The following is a 16019-nucleotide window of genomic DNA, read 5'->3' on the forward strand; positions in this document are numbered from 1 at the left end:
GTCAGGACGTGCGCGCGCTCGCCGCCCGCCAGCAGCCGGACGGCCTCCCGCAACTGCGGGACGGGCACGCCGGTGATCCGCTCCACCCGGCCCGGCCAGTACGCGTTCACCACCGTCCGGACGGCCTCGAATCCCGCCGTCCGGGACGCGACGAACGCCTCGTCCACCAGTCCCTCGGCGATCGCGACATGAAGCAGCCCGTTCGCGAGCGCGAGATCGGTGCCGGGCAGCGGACGCAGATGCAGGTCGGCCGACCGGGCCGTGGCGGTGCGGCGCGGGTCCACGACGATCAGCGCGCCACCGCGTTCGCGCAGGTCGGACAGGTGCCGCAGGAAGGGCGGCATCGTCTCGGCCGGGTTCCCGCCGACCAGCAGCACCGCGTCCGAACGGCCCAGGTCGGTGACCGGCCCGGGGAGGCCCCGGTCCATCCCGAACGCCCGCAGGGACGCCGCGGCCGCCGACGACATGCAGAACCGGCCGTTGTAGTCGATCTGCGAGGTGCCGAGCGCGATCCGCGCGAACTTCCCGAGCTGGTACGCCTTCTCGTTGGTCAGCCCGCCCCCGCCGAACACCGCCACCGCGTCCGGCCCGTGCGCCGCCTGGAGCCGGACGATCTCACCGCCGACCCGCTCGATCGCCTCGCCCCAGGTGCAGGGCTCGAGCGGCGCGTCCCGGCTCGAACGCATCAGGGGCGTCGTCAGCCGATCCGGAACGGTGAGCACCTCAGCGGACGTCCAGCCCTTCTGGCACAGCCCGCCCCGGTTCGCGGGCACGTCCTCGCGCGGAGCCACCACCACGGACGCGTCTCGCGGAGTCAGGGTCATGCCGCACTGCAGCGCGCAGTACGGGCAGTGCGTCGCGGTTCCGGTCATGCCCGAGAGCCTGCGGACGCCCCGTTTCGGATGAGCTTCCCGCCCATGACCTCGCGGTTAAATGCGCCTCACCGCGCCGCCTCGGCGAAGGTCAAACGCCCCCCGGGCCTTGACCGGGACCGTGTCGAGCGTTGTCGAACGCGGTCAGGGTGCTTTCGGCAGCGGCCCCGCGGCACCCCGAACGGATCAACGGCGACGCGCTCCGTCCACCCGTTCCCGGCCCCCGCGCCCGGCCACCGCCGGTGCGCGCCCGTCTACGCTCGGGGCATGCCCGATCTCGCCTACATCGCCTCGCTCCCCCGTACCCGCGGCGCCGCGGCGGCGCTCCTGGTCGACGACCTCGGCCGGATCGTCCTGGTGAAACCCACCTACAAGGACGGCTGGTTCCTGCCCGGCGGCGTCATCGAGGACGGCGAGTCCCCGCTGGCCGCCTGCGTGCGCGAATGCCGCGAGGAGCTCGGGCTGACGCCGCGCCTCACCGGCCTGGTCTGCGTCGACTGGGGCCCGCCGCGCGGCGACGGCGTGGACGCGGTCAACATCTTCGTGTTCGCCGGCCGGATCTCCGACGCGGAGATCGCGGGAATCACCCTCCCCCCGGACGAGTTGTCCGACCACATGCTGGTCGAACCGGACCGGGTCCCCGAGTTCGCGCCCGCCCACATCGCCCGCCGCATGGGCCCGGCACTCCGCGGGATGGCCGAACACCGCGCCGTCTACCTCGAAGACGGCCACGACCCCGGCCTCCCCGCCCAAACCCTCACCCCCTGACCACCCCCGCCAGACCGAGCGCGCGACAAGAAGGTGGCGGTGTGCGGTTAGGAGTCCCCTAACTGCACGGCATTCAGCTCGACGCCTCACTCAGCCCCCGAAGACGTGTCAGGCGTCTCGCCTTGTGACGGCCCGGTAGGCGATCACGACGAGGAGCGCGGCGAGGGCGAGGAGAATCCCGGCTTCGATGAACTGGAAGGTCCAGTACCGGGACGCCGGCTGGTAGTGCAGGACCATGCGGTATCCGCCGGCGGACAGGCACTGCCGCACGCTGTCGGGATCGTTCAGGACGCAGCCGGCCGGGATCGCCTGCTGGATGTTCCAGTCGCTCCCGCCGACCACGTGGCCGACGACCTGACCGGTGGGGTCGAGGAGCTGCCCGCCGAACTGCCACGAGCCGGTGAGCGCCCCTCCGTGCGGGGATGCCAGCGGCAGGTTCGCGGTCTTCGTCGGCAGGTAGTGCGGCCTGACGAAGCTCTGCAGGACCAGCAGCACCGTGGTGAAGCCGGCCACGGTCACGCCCAGCGCCGGCAGCGTGCGCCGCAGCACGGCTCCGGCCGCGATGCCCAGCGCCACCGCGAACACCGCGTAGGCGGCCGGGACCACGCCTTGCACGTCGAACTTGAACGGGTCGAACCGGTGGTGGTCTAGCGCGTTCTCGGTTCGCGACCACCAGGTCACCGACGCGGCCACGACCGAGCCCCACGCGGCGGCCGCCGCCAGCGTCCAGCCGATCTTCGCCAGCAGCCATCGGCGGCGGGGTGTCGACTGGGTCCAGACGAACTGCTGGGTGCCCTGCTCGTACTCCCCGGCCACCAGCGGAACGCCCCAGAAGACACCCAGCAGGACCGGCACGCCGACGGTCAACGGCACCGTCGTGGTGAGCGCGGACCAGCCACTGCCCTGGAACAACCCCAGGTCGGCGCAGTTTCCGGCGGTGCCGCAGCGGTCCAGGGCCGAATGGTAGTCGGAGTCCATCACCGCGCCGGTGACGATCAGCAGGACCGCCAGCGCACCCACCAGGGCAGCGGTGTAGGTGAACTGCCTGCGGTACTGCGTCCACACGAGCCAGGTCATCGGGCCTCTCCTATCGCCGCGAGCGGGACGGACGCGCCGGCGTGGCCCATGTAGGCGAGGATCAACTCCTCCAGATCAGGCTCGGCCACCTCCCAGCGAGGGTCGTGCAGCGGGCCGTTCAGACGCACCAGCAGGGTGCTCTGCCTGGCCGTGTGGCTCGCCTTGACCACCGTGTGGTCCCGTTCGATCACCGTGGTGTCGCGGCGGGCCCCTCTCAGGATCCGGTGCCGCGCCAGGATGTCGTCGATGTCGCCGGCCAGGCGCACCCGGGAGGAATCGAGTAAGACCAGGTGGTCGCTGACCCGTTCCAGGTCGTGCACCAGGTGCGAGGACATCAGTACGGTCAGATCGCCATCGGCGACCGCCTCCGCGAGTGAGGTGAGGAACTGGTGGCGGGCGAGCGGATCGAGCGCGGCCATCGGTTCGTCGAGCAGCAGTACACGCGGCTTCTTGGACAGGGTGAGCGCCAGCGCCAGCTGGGTGCGCTGTCCACCCGACAACGTCGCCACCGGCCGGTCGAGCGCGATGCCCAGCGCCCCCATCCGCTCCCGGGCCGCGTTCGCGTCCCATCGAGCGTTGAGGCGGCCGCCGAGCGCGATGTGCTCGGCGGCGGACATCCGCCGGTACAGCGGGATGTCCTGAGCCAGGAAGCCGATGCCGGCCAGGAACGCCGCGTCGTCAGGGTCGGGGCGGCGGCCCAGCACCTCGGCCTCACCCTCACTCGGACGGGCCAGGCCGCAGAGCATCCGCAGGAGCGTGGTCTTCCCGGCCCCGTTCGGCCCGATGAGCGCCGACACCCGGCCTTCCGGCACCTCGATGCCGCAGTCCTCCAACGCCGTCTTGACGCCGAACCGCTTGGTCAGCCCACGGGTCTCCACGGCCAGGGGTGTCGCCCCGCTCATGCCACTCCTTCCTCTTCGGCCGCACGCAGCGTGATGCGCAGCAGCGACTCCATCGCCTCGTCGTCGAGTCCGGCCTCACGTGCCTCGGCCACCCACCGGGCCAGGCTGCGCCCCAGCCGGGTGTGCGTGCCCGGCGGCGGCCCGGCCGGACGGCCGACCACGAACGTGCCCTGACCCGCACGTCCTTCCACCAGCCCGTCCCGTTCCAGCTCGCGGTAGGCCTTCAGCACGGTGTTGGGGTTGATCGCCACCTCACCGACGACCTCCTTGACCGTCGGCAACTGGTCACCGTGGTCCAGCACGCCCATCCGCAGCGCCTGCCGCACCTGCTGGACGATCTGCAGATACGGCGGCACCCCGCTCCGGCCGTCGATCCGGAAACCGATCATCGAGACTCCTAATTATCTAGCTAACTAGAGTATTGGCCTATAGCTGTTCCTCCGTCAAGAGAATGAGGAGCCGTGCGGCTGGTGGACGAGCAGGTGGAAGACCTCCGGTCGGTCCGGCACCCACCCGGTGCAGGTCGTCCACCAGGGGCACAACGCGGTGCACGTCCAGGAGGCCGAGGCCGGACCGACCAAGCGGGAGTTCGGCGCCCCTGGCGGGAACGGTGCGGCGAAGGTGGGCGCCGCCGACGGGTCAGGCGAGGAATCGGGTGAGGTGCTCGGTGACCGTGTCCGGGTCCTCCAGCGGGAGGTGATGGGCTGCGTCGGGCAGCACCAGCAAGTTCGCGTCTGGGATCAGCGCGGCCGTCTCTTCCGCCCACTCGACGGGCATGGCCTGGTCGTTCTGCCCGGTCAGGACGAGGGTCGGCGCCTTGACGCGGGGGAGCAGATCGCGAACGTCGGTGCGGTGCAGGACCGCGGCGTCCAGTGCGAGCGGCATGGCCTCGGGGGTGTGGCCGGCCATCACGTCCAGTTCGGCGGCGGCCGCGGCGGGGTGAGCGGCCCGCCACTCCGGCGTCGTCGCGGCGTGCTGGAGCTGCCGGAACAGCGTCCTGCGGTCCTCGGCGGCGCCGGTCTCCAGCACGGCGCGGCGTTCCCGCCACCGCGGCAGGCGGTCGGCGGGTTCGGCGCGGGCGGTGGTGCCGACCAGGGCCAGGCGCTCGACGAGCCGGGGGTGGCGGGCGGCCAGCCGCATCGCGATCATGCCGCCCTGGGACTGGCCGACCAGCGCGACCGGACCCCACCGGTTCTCGGTGATCAACAGGGCCAGGTCCTCCGCGACGTCGTCGAGCGTCCAGCCGCCGGCGGGCCAGGTGCTGGCTCCGTGACCGGGCAGGTCCAAAGCGACGCAGCGGCGGGCGGCGGTCAGGGCCCGGATCTGGGCGGCGAACATCGACCGGTCGGCGAACAGGCCGTGCAGGAACAGCGCCACCGGTCCGGTGCCGGTGTCGTCGTAGCCGTACACGGTGTCGTTGACGCGGATCCTCCGCGCGCCCGGCGCGGTTTCGACGCCGAACGCGGCGGCGAGCGCCAGCGAGTCCTCGAAGATCTGATAGCGGGCGATCCGTCCGTCCCGGACCGTGAAGCGGACGGCGTAGTCACCCTCGGCGGTCCGGCCGGTGGCCTTGACCCGGAAGTGGAACCGTCCGCACACGACCGCGTCGTCACCCTGGTCGGCCACGGTGAACACCTGGCCGCCAAGCGGTTCGAACGCGGCGGGGAAGACGGCCATCCACCGCCGGATCCGGTCCCGCCCCCGCCGCAGGCCGACGGTGGGGACCTCGGGCGCGCCGTCGACGTGCCAGACGACGTCGTCGGCGAGCAGGGCGAGCGCGGTGTCGGCATCGCCCTTTCCGAAGGCGTCCAGATAGTCCAGCGCGACCTCGGAGGCGCGCCGTGCGGTGGTGGAGTCGGTCATCACGAGGTTCCTCTCCCAGTAGGCAAGGACCCTAAGCCTAGACAAGAATCTTTTCTTAATTCAAGTTACTTGATAGCTGTCAGGAGGCTATAGTTCTCTCATGGATCCCGAGTTCGCGCCGCAGCGCCGGCTGCTGACGGCCATCAAGACCGCCGAACAGGCGACTCAGCAGGCCAAGGAGGCCGCGGTCCGCGCGGCGGGCCTGACGCTGGCCCAGTACAACGTGCTGATCCTGCTGGACGAGACGCCGGGCATCACGAGCGCCGAACTGGCGCGCCGCTGCTTCGTCACCCCCCAGGCGATGAACCAGACCGTCGCCCGGCTCGTCCGCGAAGGCCGGATCGAGCGCACCCCCCACCCCACCCACCGGCACGTCCTGGAGACCAGGATCACCGCTGACGGCCGGCGGCTGCTCGACAAGGCCGACGGGCAGGTCCTCGAACTGGAACGCCGGCTCCGCGACCACCTCAGCCCGGAGCAGCAGCGGGACCTCCGCACCCACCTGGCCGCCATCGAACGGCTGGCCCGCCGCCTCGACGCCTGACCGGCCGAGCGGATCGACGGGCCGCGGTCACCGCCGCCTCTCCCTCCGCGCATCGGGCCCGCGTGAGAGTGATCGCCGAGGAGGAAGGCCGTCCACTCAAAAACCGGGCCTTTGCAGGGCCGCCCGCTGCAGGGCCTGATGCAGCCTGGGGTATCAAGGGATCCGCCGAGGAACGCCCCCGGGCCAGCGCACCGTCCCCCATGGGAGCGCGAACCCACCCGCAAGTACTCTCCGTATCGGCGGCGGCGTCTCCCGCGGACTGGCGGGCGACCTGTGGCCGAGCCGGTGGAGGTGTCGATGGTCGTCTCTTCTGGGGGCCGCGGCGGGGCGGCCCCCAGCCCGGTCAGACCAGGGTGTAGCCGAGGCGGCCCTCGACGACGAGCTTGCCGGAGGTCGGACGGCGCTCGCAGTCCGAGCGAGCCGACAGGAAGTGCTCCGAGCGGGAGCCGTTCACGATCGAGCAGCGGTAGAGCGGCTTGACCTTCACGCCCTTCGGCGGCTTGAGGTACACGTAGCCGACGCGGCCCAGGGCAACACTCTTGGGGCTTTCGCAGTCCGAACGCGCGGACACGAACTGGTCCAGGAGGACGTAACCGTTGAGGCAGCTGTAGAGCGCCCTGGTCCCGCCGGCGGGCTGCGCCAGGATGCGGAACGTCCCCTCGCGGCGGTAGAGCGGGCCGGGTGCGGCGGCGGTGGTCACCCAGTGCTTTTGCTGAGCGCCACCGAAGTACCGCACCAACGTGAGCGTCTTGGGTGCGGCGGCGGCGGTCGCGGCGACCGGAGCCGCCTTCGTCTCAGGGGCATCCCCCGATCCGGCGAGCGCCACCCCACCGGTGACCGCGAGTGCCGCGCACGCCACCCCGGCGACGACGAACTTCATTCTCATGCAGCGGTTCCTAGGCTGATCGAAGTAATGAGGACGCCAGATGGTTGCATGAGCGGGGACGCGCGTCGCCCCCTGGGCGGCTCGCTCGCACGCGTTGCACAGGCAACCGCACGCCATGCACAACGCTCGTGTCCGCGGCCTGCCGCAAAGCCCTGCAAGCTGCGACGCACCTGGACCAGGGCCACGCGCCCCCCGAAGGCCTTCGAGACGACCATCGCCTGCCAAGGCTTCCTCAAAGTTATGCGTAGGAACACCAGTATCGGCAGGCTCGCTGCGGAGTCGGCGCAATAGGATCCTCTTCCTCGAAAAAGATCAGCTAACGCTACGCCAGCGCACCATTTTGCACGCGTGAGGGAACTTTGTGAGGTTCGGTGCCCGAATGACGATCTACGCTGGGGGCTGACTTGCGTTCCGCGTGCTTGACGGTGATCGCGTTGATCACCCTTTCCTGCACCGCGCCTTCGGCATTGGCCGGAACCGGAAAGCACCCTTGGGGGAAATGGGCTCCGACACCCAGCCCGATACGAGGAAAGAGGGGTCCCGGTAACGCCGATGCGGCCAGACTTCGCAAGGCGGAGCGGTACTGGACCCGCGAGCGCATGGCCACAGCGCTCCCGGTCGATGCCCGGCGCAGCGAACCGAGCAGCACGCGCTCCCGGGTGTCCGGGCCTCCCCCTGGTACGCCCGCAGGCATCCACTTCGCAGGCATCCGCCAGGTCGGCACCTTCTTCTTCGACAGCGAAAGCATGGGTGGGAACACCTCTTGCACCGGCAGCGTCGTCCACACCCCCACCCGAGACCTGGTCCTGACCGCCGGGCACTGTGCACTCGCCCTGAAGGACTCGGCTCTCCCGATTTTCGTCCCGAAGTACAAGGACAGAAGCTCGGCGGCCGACCAGCCCTACGGCATCTTTCCAATGAAAGAGGAACCTTATGTCGACGATAGATATACCGCCAATTCGAAGGGCGCCGATTCCGACCTCGACCTGGCGTTCGTCCGGGTGGGCCCCAACGACGAAGGCCGACTCCCGGAGCAGGCGGTCGGCGCGCTGAACTTCATGCCCACCACCGGGTATTCGCACAGGGTCAGAGTGATCGGCTATCCCGGCAAGGGGACCATCAACCCCGGCCATCAGCCGATCTACTGCGACGTGACCACGTCACGGGCTCCGCGGTTCCATCAGATGAAGATGTACTGCAAGGGATATTTCAACGGAGTCTCCGGCGGGCCGTGGATCGAGAACGGCACCGACATCATCGGAAGCGTCGGGGGATACAACGGAGGCGGCGACGACGCCAACGACGACTGGGTCACCTACGCCCCGATCTACGGGTATGCCGCGGTCAGCCTGTTCCACAGAGCCATCGCAGGCCGCACCCACGCTCTACTGGCACGGCTCTAGCCGGGTGCCGAAGTGGTCCGCATACGCGGACACGCGTTGCCGTAGCCGCGCGGGATCCACGTCGATGGACTGCTCGGCGGGGAACAGCGCTCGGTGCTCCAGCAGGCGCTCCAGGAACCGCTCGGTGCGCTGCGTCCAGTAGCGGCCCACCGCCCGCAGGTCGATCGGGTGGAGCGTGCGCCGCATCGTGTAGGCCCGCAGCATGGGCAGGGACGCGGTCACCTTGACCGGATCGCGGTGGGTGAAGACCACGGTGGCGTCAGGGAAGACGGCCTTGAGGGCCGGAAGATGCTCGGCGTGCTGCGGTGACTTCAGGAGCCAGCGCTCCCCTCCCCGCAGCCAGGTGAGGGCTTGCAGGGTCGTGCGCAGGTACCGGTAGGCGAAGAGCTGGTCGGTCCCCTGCTGCCAGTCCCGGTACTCGGGCATCAGCGTGCGGCCTTCCAGCAGCGCCGAGGCGAACGACAGGCACAGCAGCTTCGCGTCCTCGTAGGCGTGGGGCGAGGAGACGTCGAGCATCTGCTTGAGATGGGGCGTCACCACATCCCGGAAGCGTTCGTGCTCCCCGGAGCCGCCCGGTGTCCGGTCGGCGTCGCCCGGTGCGGGGAAGGGGCCCACGGCCTCCCAGAGGCCCTCTCCGTGCCATCGGACATCGACGGTCCTCTCCTTCCGTGTGCGGCCGCGGCGCGGGTCGTCGGCGGACGGCGCGGTCAGCGACGGACGCGGGCCGCGACGCACCGTGCGATGGCGTCAGGGACGGCCGGATTCGTCCGCTCCCACCCCGGGCTGCCGTTGATCTCGCAGAGGACGAAGGCGCGCTCGTCGCGGAAGAGGACGTCGACCGCGGCGATGAGCATGCCGGTCGCCGCCGCCTGGACGGCGAGTTCCTCGGCCTCCGGGTGCAGGCCCCGGCACGGCTCGGTCGTCCCGCCTTGGGGGTGGTTGGAGGTGAAGCGGCCGTCGGCTGAGGTGTACCGGGTGACGCTGACGACCTCGCCGTCGATGACGTAGACGCGCAGATGCCGGCCGCCCTTGACGGCGATCAGGAGTTCGTCGGCGCGTCGCGCCTGCCAGCGTTCGCCCAGGTGCTCATCGAAGGCGGCCCGCAGCTCGTCCAGTTCCGGCCCCGGGGGGCAGGTTCTGGCCGAGGAGCAGCCACACCGGGGGTTCGGTGGTCGTCATGGGCGTCTTCTCCGCTGCCGGTCCGTCGGGAGGTGTCCGAGGGCCGTTTCCCGCTCCCCCGCGTCGGATACATACCGTAGCAGTCAACTACGGAGAGTGATGCACGGATGAAGGAGCACGCACGCCCCGGCCTGCTGCGGCGGCCCGTCCGCCCGGTACCGGCCGCAGGGGCGCGGCACGGCCTGTCCCGCGCGCTGGCGGCCGCGGCGCCTCTGGTGGCGCTGACGGTCTGGGCTCCGGCGGCGCGCGCCGACTTCGGCGACATGGAGTCCAAGCACTGGCAGTGCGCCGACCCCAAGCACTACGACCAGGACAAGGACAAGCAGCTGGAGATCCAGAACTGGAACTGCCTGGTCTACGACGAGAAGGGCCCTCCGGGTTACATCAAGCCGGAGATCCCCCTCGAGTGGTGCAAGAGGCTCACGCCGAGCCTGACGGTCATGGGCCGGCTGGGCAAACCGTTCTGGGCTTACGAGGGCTGCCGGATCGAGAGCGGCAAATACACCCTGACCGGGCCGAACAGAATCAACCGCTCTGACCCCTGGCCGAAGCAGGAGACCGTCGGCTACCACTTCACCAGCCAGACCAGCCTCAAGCCGCAGGGCCACCCGGTGCACTGCCTCCGGGGCGTCTACACCCTGCGCAACGAGATGACCGTCCGCGTCATCCACCACACGTTCGACCGGAACATCATCACCAAGTACGGCACCGTCAGCTTCGACCACACCGAGAAGATCACCATCAAGGGCTGTCCGTGACCGCTGGTCCGTGATGACGGCCGCCGGTCCCGGCGGCGTGTCAGATCAGCTCGTTCCGGCTCATCCAGCGGGAGATCAAGGCGGCGACCTCGTCGGAGTCGTCGTCCATCATGATCAGGTGGGTGTTGCCGCGCCGGCCATGCTCGGGCAGGTCGATCCATTCCGACCTTCCTCCGGCGCGCAGCAGGGCCTCGTGGAAGCGGCGGGATGAGTCGTACAGCGTGTGCCAGCCGAGGTTGAGGTGGTCACCCCAGATGAACAGGTGCGGGATCTGTTTGAGCGGAGTGAGGTCCACCTCGGCGGGGTCGGGTGCGCCGGACGGCTCGATGAGCACATGGCCCCGTACGTGGTCAGGGACCGCGATTTCGGCTCGGAGGCCGATGGGACCGGCCGCGCTGTGAGTGAGTAGTACGCATGGGCCCAGGTGTGCGAGTGATGCGTCGTGGACGGCTTGGCGTGACGCGTCACCGACCCCGGTGCCGCGTACGACCTGCGAGGCGAACTCATCGAAGGCGGCTACCGGGAACCGGCTGTCGGCGTAGGGAGAGCGGGCGGGGTAGGAGCCGGGTGGCCCGATTCGGAACAGTTCCCAGAGCGTCTTATCGTCGCGGGCGGGCTGTTCGGCCGGGTCTTGCCGGCTACGAGCCCGGCCCGCGCCCGGGCCGTCGCACAGGTAGACATCGTGGCCGGTGGACAGGAAGTACCACTGCCAGCCCGGGCCGCCGCCAGGCTTGTTCTCGAACGAGGCGCCGGTCAGGCCGCCGCCGTGCCAGCAGATGAGTGGAAAGCGTGCCCGAGGCCGACGCAGACGCGCGTACTGCACGTACATCTGGCCGTGCCCGGGCACGTCGAGGTGAAATCCGCCCAGGCCGGCGAGGTGGACGTCCTCACTCTCAGGGAGACGGTCACGGTCCATGGGCATTGCTCCTCAGTGGTGTCCCGTGCGGCGTGCTGTCGTTCCTTCGGTGTTGAGCAGCAGGACGGTGGCATGCGGGCCGAACCCGATCGTGGCGCGTTCCGCTCCCCCGAGGGCGTCGTCGAGGGCGAGGAGCCCGGCAAGACTCGCCGCCCCGCTCTCGCCCGCCTCGATGCCGGTGGCGGCCAGAGCCCGTACGGCGTCGTCGGCGAGGGCGTCGCCGACGCGTACGGCCACGTCGATGCCGGTGCGCAGGTCCGGCCAGGCGATGTGGGACAGCCGGCCGCAGTCGAGCCCGGCCATCACCGACCGGTGCGGTCCCGGTACGCGGACCGGACGGCCGGCCAGCAGCGATGCTTGCAGGCACGCCGCGTCGGTTGGTTCCACCGCGAGGATGTGCGGCCGGTGGTCCGCCGGCCGCCAGTGGCGGACCACGGCCGTGGCGAACGAGCCCACGCCCACCGGTACGGAGATCAGGTCGGGGTGCGCCGCCTGCTCGGTGAGCTGCGCGTCGAGCTCGTGGAACATCGTGGAATAGCCGGCGATCACCCAGCCGGGAACCGTCTCGTAGCCGGGCCATGAGGTGTCGGAGATCAGCAGGGCATCGGGATCCTCGGCGGCCATACCGGCGGTGTGCTGGACCGCCTCGTCGTAGGAGCCCGGCCATTCGGTGACCCGGACGCCCAGCCGGCGGATCGCCTCGACGCGGGACTTGGCGGTCGGTGCGGCCGTGACGATGTGGGCGGGCAGGTCGAGCAGCCGGGCCATCCACGCCACCGCATGCCCATGGTTCCCGTCCGTCGCGGTCACCAGCGTTGGACGGCGCTTCCCCAGACTTGCCCGCAGTGCTGCGAGATCGCAGTCGGCGGGGAGAGCGGCGTCGTCGAGCGCGTACAGGCTTCGGGCGATGGCCCAGGACGCTCCGAGGATCTTGAAGGAGGGCAGGCCGAGTCGGCCGCCTTCCTGTTTGACCAGGACGCGGCCGACACCGAGCCGCCGGGCCAGCGACGGTGATTCGATCAGCGGGGTGGGCCGGTATCCGGGAAGGCTGCGGTGGAACGCGAACGGCGTGGCGTCGTCGGACGGTCCGCCGGGCGGGGCGGCCGACACCGCCTTGTTCAGGACGATGTCGGCCGTGACGGAATGGACGGCCGCGGTGCTGGTCAACGTCGCTCCTCTGTGTGGACGGTGTTCCTGATCGCAGGACATCGGCCGGCAGCCCGAATGGTCAAGATCCAGATACGCGGAGTGGGTTGTGCCAGTCGGCCCCTGGGGCAGCTGGACCAGGCGAATCCCCGATACTGGATCTACCCGGCAGACCAGTTGATGTCCGAGACTCGACGATGAGGCGGGGCCGGAACGCGTGGGGTCCGGGGCCCGTAGGACTCGACTCGGATGGTGCGATGTCCCAGTGGGAGCTTGCGGTCACACTCGACCGGGAAACCGGCTTTCCGGTGTTCCGGCAGATCGCGCATGCCATCGCGGGTGACATCGCCCGCGGTCGGCTCCGGCCGGGTACGCGGCTGCCCGGCACACGAACGCTGGCCCACCGCCTGGAGGTGAACCGCAACACGGTTCTCGCGGCCTACCAGGAGCTCATCGAAGAAGGGTGGCTGATGACCTCGGCCGCCAGTGGCACCTTCGTCTCCAGCCAGCTGCCGGCCGGGGCGCCGACGCCCCGGAAGGTGACCGTGCGGGGCCGGAGCGCGAGCACTGCCGCCGCCTTCGATATCCGCCCGGCGCCGACGCTGCCCGGGCCGGTCGTGCGGCCGCGGGGCGTACTCGACATCAGCAGCGGGCAGCCCGACCTGTCCTCGATCCGTTCGGAGGAGCTGAGCCGCGCGTACCGGCGCGCGCTCCGCCTCGGCCACCGCCAACTCCTCGGCTACTGCGACCCTGCCGGTCATCCCCGGCTCCGGGACGCCCTCGCCGAGATGGTCTCGGCCACCCGGAGCCTGCCCGCGGACTCGGCGAACATCCTCATCACCAACGGCAGCCAGATGGCGTGGACGCTGCTGGGCCTTTCCCTGCTCGGCCCCGGCGACACGATCGCCGTGGAGGCACTCGGCTATCGGCCGGCCTGGGAGGCGTTCCGGCAGATCGGGGCGAGGCTGACTCCGGTGCCGGTGGACGAGGCGGGCCTGCGCGTGGACGCGCTGGCGGAGATCGCCCGCACCGAACGGCTGCGTGCGGTCTACATCACCCCGCATCGGCAGTACCCGACGACCGTCACGCTGTCGGCGAAACGGCGGATGGCCCTGCTCGACCTCGCCGCCCGCCACGGCTTCGCCGTCATCGAGGACGACTACGATCACGAGTTCCACGACGAGGGCAGGCCCGTACAGCCACTGGCCAGCCTCGACACGCACGGCAGTGTCGTGTACGTCGGCACCCTGTCAAAGGTGTTCGCACCCGGCCTGCGGATCGGATTCGTGGTCGCCCCGGCCTCCTTCGTGGAATCCCTGGCCGCCCGCCGCATGGTGCTCGACCTGCACGGTGACCACGTCGTGCAGGTCGCGGTCGCCGAGTTGCTGCATGACGGGGAGATCCAGAGGCACGTCAACCGGCTCCGCCGCGACTACGCCGCACGGCGAACCGCATTGCTCGCAGCGCTTGAGGAGCATCTGCCGGGCGTGGTCCACGCGACCCCGTCGGCGGGTGGACTCGGAGTCTGGTGCTCAGTGGAGAACGACATCGACGTCGACGCGTGGGCCCAGCGGGCGTTGCGCGGCGGCGCGGCGTTCCACACCGGCCGCCGTTACGCCTTCTCCGGGGAGGCCATGCCGAACATCCGGCTCTCCTTCGCTTCGCTGAACGAGTCGGAGATCCGCGAGGCGGTCCGCCGGATGGCCGCCGCTCTCCCCGCCCGGCGCGCCACCACGCCGTAAATCCCAGTCTTCTCCACATCGCGCGCGTGAGCGGATGACTGTCCGCCTCGATCTATGAGGTGACGGCCGACCGGGTCCGTACCCATCCGATGACTGACTGACCAGGGGTGATCTCGTGGGGTCACCACAACTGGCCTAACGCCTTTGCCGGAACTGGGCCTTCAGGGCAGACCGGTTCGCCGAAATAGTCGGGACGTAAGCACCGAGAGCGGGAGGAAAAGATGAGTACCACCGGAGCCGAATACGCCGTCCGCGCCGCGCGGGTCCTGGACCCGGCCGCAGGCGAAACACTCCAAGACGCCTTCGTGCATGTTCGGGGAGGCCGAATCGTCGGCCGCCTGTCCGAGCAGCCGGCGGGCGTGCCCGTCGTCGACCTCGGCGCGGCGACCCTCCTGCCCGGCTTGATCGACTGCCACACGCACATGCTTCTGCGTCCTGAAGACCAGGTGTGGCCTCCCGCGATCACTTTCAAGACGAACGTCTACCGGATGGCCGAGGGCGTCGCCGCGGCCCGGCGGGCCCTGGAGATCGGCTTCACCACGGCGCGCGACACCGGCAACGAAGGCGCGGTGCACTGCGACACGGCCCTGCGCGACGTGGTGGCGCGGGGCATCGTCCCCGGACCGCGGCTCGAGGTCGCGACCGACGCGATCTCCATCACCGCCGGTGACATGACCCTGGTCTCCGAGATCAACCCCGAGCTCGGGCTGCCCGACCCGGCCGGCATGGCCGACTCGCGAGACGACATGATCAAGGAGGTGCGCCGGCAGATCAAGATGAGCGCCGACTGGATCAAGATCTACTGCACCAGCACCCGGCGGCACGTCGACCCCGAAACGATGGAGCCGCTGCATCAGATGACCGTCGAGGACGTCAGCGCGATCGTCGCCGAGGCGGCCCGCTACCGGCGGGACGTGGCCGCGCACGCCTATGGCGGCGACGGCGCGCAGGCGGCGATCCTGGGCGGCGTCCGGACCCTGGAGCACGGTCCCCTGTTGACCGAGGACGACCTCCGGCTCCTCGCCGAGCGTGGCACGTACTGGGTGCCCACCCTGGGGACGTACCACAAGCGGCAGCACACCGACTTCGACCGTCGGTTCGTCAGCCGCCACGAGGGCGCCTTCCGGCGCGCGCTGGAACTCGGCGTGAAGATCGCGTTCGGTACGGATGTCGGCTCCTATGACCATGGCGGGCAGATGTCGGAGTTCGCACTCATGGTCGAGTACGGAATGGAACCGATGGCGGTCATCCGCTCCGCGACCGTGGTCGCCGCCGAGGTACTCCGCCGGGACGGACAGGTCGGCACACTCGCCGACGGCGCCCACGCCGACCTCATCGCCGTGGACGGCGACCCGCTCACCGACATCGGCAGCCTGACGCGCGTTCAGTTCGTCACCCAAGGCGGCCGCGTCTTCCGCGACGACACCGGTGCGGCCGCCGACACTCCGGAACTCGCCTGGGCGCCTTCCCGCTGAAGGAACGAGTGGCCGCCCCACCCTCACCGTCGGCCCTCCAAGCATCCTCATCACCAGACCGACGCCACCACCCTCGCCGCTCGACCTTCGGGCGCTGTCTCTCGATGACGGCCCGCTCTCGTCGTGCTCACCGTTGACGGCGGCGCGGACGAGATCTCCACGCTCGCCCGCGCCGCCGTCCGGACCGGCGCCCCCGCCGCGGCCACTGCCGTCTTGCGGCGGTTCCTTGATGCCGGGAGGCCGTGGCTCCGTGTATCGCGGACGTATCGGAGAACCCATACGCCCCCGCAACACACTTTTGTCTTCAGTGGAGGCATGGACCACACGGGTCCGTGCCGAAGGCATGCCGCCGCGGCTTCGAGGTGATCGCAAAAAGGAGAAGGCCCTGTGGGCGATGAAAGCGCGTGGAATCGACGTTCGCTGCTGCGGGGCGCGGCCGTGGTGGCCGGTGCCGCCGCGGCGGCACCGCTGCTGGGCGAGGCGGCCAG

Annotated in this window: 17 protein-coding genes; 7 read left to right on the forward strand and 10 right to left on the reverse strand. The window is 70.3% G+C overall.

The window, feature by feature from the left end:
* A partial coding sequence (locus AB0J52_RS07815) for a molybdopterin oxidoreductase family protein (protein WP_500180788.1) occupies positions 1-872 on the reverse strand: 872 nt, incomplete at its 3' end.
* A 267-nt stretch (positions 873-1139) separates the two neighbouring features.
* On the opposite strand from AB0J52_RS07815, the gene AB0J52_RS07820 reads away from it, so the two are divergent.
* Entirely contained in the window at positions 1140-1640 is a 501-nt protein-coding gene (locus AB0J52_RS07820; protein ID WP_500180789.1) for an NUDIX domain-containing protein, read from the forward strand.
* A 108-nt stretch (positions 1641-1748) separates the two neighbouring features.
* Here AB0J52_RS07820 and AB0J52_RS07825 read toward each other — a convergent pair whose 3' ends face one another.
* The 4 genes from AB0J52_RS07825 to AB0J52_RS07840 all read right to left on the reverse strand — a co-directional run bounded on the left by AB0J52_RS07825 (position 1749) and on the right by AB0J52_RS07840 (position 5482).
* Positions 1749-2717: an ABC-2 membrane transporter-related protein gene (locus AB0J52_RS07825; RefSeq protein ID WP_500180790.1), complete on the reverse strand. Its 969-nt coding sequence runs from the start codon at positions 2715-2717 to the stop codon at positions 1749-1751.
* Entirely contained in the window at positions 2714-3619 is a 906-nt protein-coding gene (locus tag AB0J52_RS07830) for an ABC transporter ATP-binding protein (protein ID WP_500180791.1), read from the reverse strand. Before AB0J52_RS07830 ends, AB0J52_RS07825 begins: the two co-directional genes overlap by 4 nt.
* Positions 3616-4008 carry a GntR family transcriptional regulator gene (locus tag AB0J52_RS07835; protein WP_500180792.1) on the reverse strand — a complete coding sequence of 131 codons (393 nt, stop codon included), beginning with the start codon at positions 4006-4008 and terminating at the stop codon, positions 3616-3618. Before AB0J52_RS07835 ends, AB0J52_RS07830 begins: the two co-directional genes overlap by 4 nt.
* A 250-nt stretch (positions 4009-4258) precedes the next feature.
* Positions 4259-5482, reverse strand: a complete 1224-nt coding sequence (locus tag AB0J52_RS07840; protein WP_500180793.1) for an alpha/beta fold hydrolase — start codon at positions 5480-5482, stop codon at positions 4259-4261.
* 100 nt (positions 5483-5582) lie between these two features.
* Between AB0J52_RS07840 and AB0J52_RS07845 the strand changes: the two genes are divergently transcribed.
* Entirely contained in the window at positions 5583-6026 is a 444-nt protein-coding gene (locus AB0J52_RS07845; RefSeq protein WP_500180794.1) for a MarR family winged helix-turn-helix transcriptional regulator, read from the forward strand.
* A 343-nt stretch (positions 6027-6369) separates the two neighbouring features.
* On the opposite strand, the gene AB0J52_RS07850 is transcribed toward AB0J52_RS07845, so the two are convergent.
* Entirely contained in the window at positions 6370-6912 is a 543-nt protein-coding gene (locus AB0J52_RS07850) for a hypothetical protein (protein ID WP_500180795.1), read from the reverse strand.
* A 599-nt stretch (positions 6913-7511) separates the two neighbouring features.
* Here AB0J52_RS07850 and AB0J52_RS07855 point away from each other — a divergent pair.
* Entirely contained in the window at positions 7512-8315 is an 804-nt protein-coding gene (locus tag AB0J52_RS07855) for a trypsin-like serine peptidase (RefSeq protein WP_500180796.1), read from the forward strand.
* On the opposite strand, the gene AB0J52_RS07860 is transcribed toward AB0J52_RS07855, so the two are convergent.
* Both AB0J52_RS07860 and AB0J52_RS07865 read right to left on the reverse strand, forming a co-directional pair.
* A complete protein-coding gene (locus AB0J52_RS07860) occupies positions 8298-8930 on the reverse strand; it encodes a sulfotransferase family protein (RefSeq protein WP_500180797.1) in 633 nt (210 codons plus the stop codon). The two genes, AB0J52_RS07855 and AB0J52_RS07860, sit on opposite strands and share 18 nt — an antisense overlap.
* Positions 8931-9022: 92 nt before the next feature.
* The gene (locus AB0J52_RS07865; RefSeq protein WP_500180803.1) at positions 9023-9430 is read right to left on the reverse strand and encodes an ATP-grasp domain-containing protein; all 408 of its coding nucleotides are present in this window, start codon (positions 9428-9430) and stop codon (positions 9023-9025) included.
* Between the two features lie 171 nt (positions 9431-9601).
* On the opposite strand from AB0J52_RS07865, the gene AB0J52_RS07870 reads away from it, so the two are divergent.
* Positions 9602-10252: a hypothetical protein gene (locus AB0J52_RS07870; RefSeq protein ID WP_500180798.1), complete on the forward strand. Its 651-nt coding sequence runs from the start codon at positions 9602-9604 to the stop codon at positions 10250-10252.
* Between the two features lie 40 nt (positions 10253-10292).
* On the opposite strand, the gene AB0J52_RS07875 is transcribed toward AB0J52_RS07870, so the two are convergent.
* Both AB0J52_RS07875 and AB0J52_RS07880 read right to left on the reverse strand, forming a co-directional pair.
* Positions 10293-11168: an alpha/beta hydrolase family protein gene (locus AB0J52_RS07875; protein ID WP_500180799.1), complete on the reverse strand. Its 876-nt coding sequence runs from the start codon at positions 11166-11168 to the stop codon at positions 10293-10295.
* A gap of 12 nt (positions 11169-11180) precedes the next feature.
* A complete protein-coding gene (locus AB0J52_RS07880) occupies positions 11181-12335 on the reverse strand; it encodes a diaminopropionate ammonia-lyase (RefSeq protein ID WP_500180800.1) in 1155 nt (384 codons plus the stop codon).
* A 236-nt stretch (positions 12336-12571) separates the two neighbouring features.
* Between AB0J52_RS07880 and pdxR the strand changes: the two genes are divergently transcribed.
* The 3 genes from pdxR to AB0J52_RS07895 all read left to right on the forward strand — a co-directional run.
* Positions 12572-14056 (forward strand): MocR-like pyridoxine biosynthesis transcription factor PdxR, encoded by a 1485-nt coding sequence (gene pdxR / locus AB0J52_RS07885; RefSeq protein ID WP_500180801.1) that lies wholly within the window; start codon positions 12572-12574, stop codon positions 14054-14056.
* A 221-nt stretch (positions 14057-14277) separates the two neighbouring features.
* The gene (locus tag AB0J52_RS07890) at positions 14278-15531 is read left to right on the forward strand and encodes a metal-dependent hydrolase family protein (RefSeq protein WP_500180802.1); all 1254 of its coding nucleotides are present in this window, start codon (positions 14278-14280) and stop codon (positions 15529-15531) included.
* A 387-nt stretch (positions 15532-15918) separates the two neighbouring features.
* Positions 15919-16019 (forward strand): twin-arginine translocation signal domain-containing protein (locus AB0J52_RS07895; RefSeq protein ID WP_500180804.1); only part of this gene is annotated, 101 nt, incomplete at its 3' end.

Source organism: Spirillospora sp. NPDC049652, assembly GCF_040675125.1.
Lineage (GTDB): Bacteria > Actinomycetota > Actinomycetes > Streptosporangiales > Streptosporangiaceae > Spirillospora.

Excerpts from the sequence above, each read along its gene's own strand:
- AB0J52_RS07825 (WP_500180790.1), bottom strand. The coding sequence starts at position 2,717 with ATGACCTGGCTCGTGTGGACGCAGTACCGCAGGCAGTTCACCTACACC.
- AB0J52_RS07850 (WP_500180795.1), bottom strand. The coding sequence starts at position 6,912 with ATGAGAATGAAGTTCGTCGTCGCCGGGGTGGCGTGCGCGGCACTCGCG.
- AB0J52_RS07845 (WP_500180794.1), top strand. The coding sequence starts at position 5,583 with ATGGATCCCGAGTTCGCGCCGCAGCGCCGGCTGCTGACGGCCATCAAG.
- AB0J52_RS07875 (WP_500180799.1), bottom strand. The coding sequence starts at position 11,168 with ATGGACCGTGACCGTCTCCCTGAGAGTGAGGACGTCCACCTCGCCGGC.
- AB0J52_RS07870 (WP_500180798.1), top strand. The coding sequence starts at position 9,602 with ATGAAGGAGCACGCACGCCCCGGCCTGCTGCGGCGGCCCGTCCGCCCG.
- AB0J52_RS07840 (WP_500180793.1), bottom strand. The coding sequence starts at position 5,482 with ATGACCGACTCCACCACCGCACGGCGCGCCTCCGAGGTCGCGCTGGAC.
- AB0J52_RS07855 (WP_500180796.1), top strand. The coding sequence starts at position 7,512 with ATGGCCACAGCGCTCCCGGTCGATGCCCGGCGCAGCGAACCGAGCAGC.
- AB0J52_RS07890 (WP_500180802.1), top strand. The coding sequence starts at position 14,278 with ATGAGTACCACCGGAGCCGAATACGCCGTCCGCGCCGCGCGGGTCCTG.
- AB0J52_RS07835 (WP_500180792.1), bottom strand. The coding sequence starts at position 4,008 with ATGATCGGTTTCCGGATCGACGGCCGGAGCGGGGTGCCGCCGTATCTG.
- AB0J52_RS07820 (WP_500180789.1), top strand. The coding sequence starts at position 1,140 with ATGCCCGATCTCGCCTACATCGCCTCGCTCCCCCGTACCCGCGGCGCC.
- pdxR (WP_500180801.1), top strand. The coding sequence starts at position 12,572 with ATGTCCCAGTGGGAGCTTGCGGTCACACTCGACCGGGAAACCGGCTTT.
- AB0J52_RS07830 (WP_500180791.1), bottom strand. The coding sequence starts at position 3,619 with ATGAGCGGGGCGACACCCCTGGCCGTGGAGACCCGTGGGCTGACCAAG.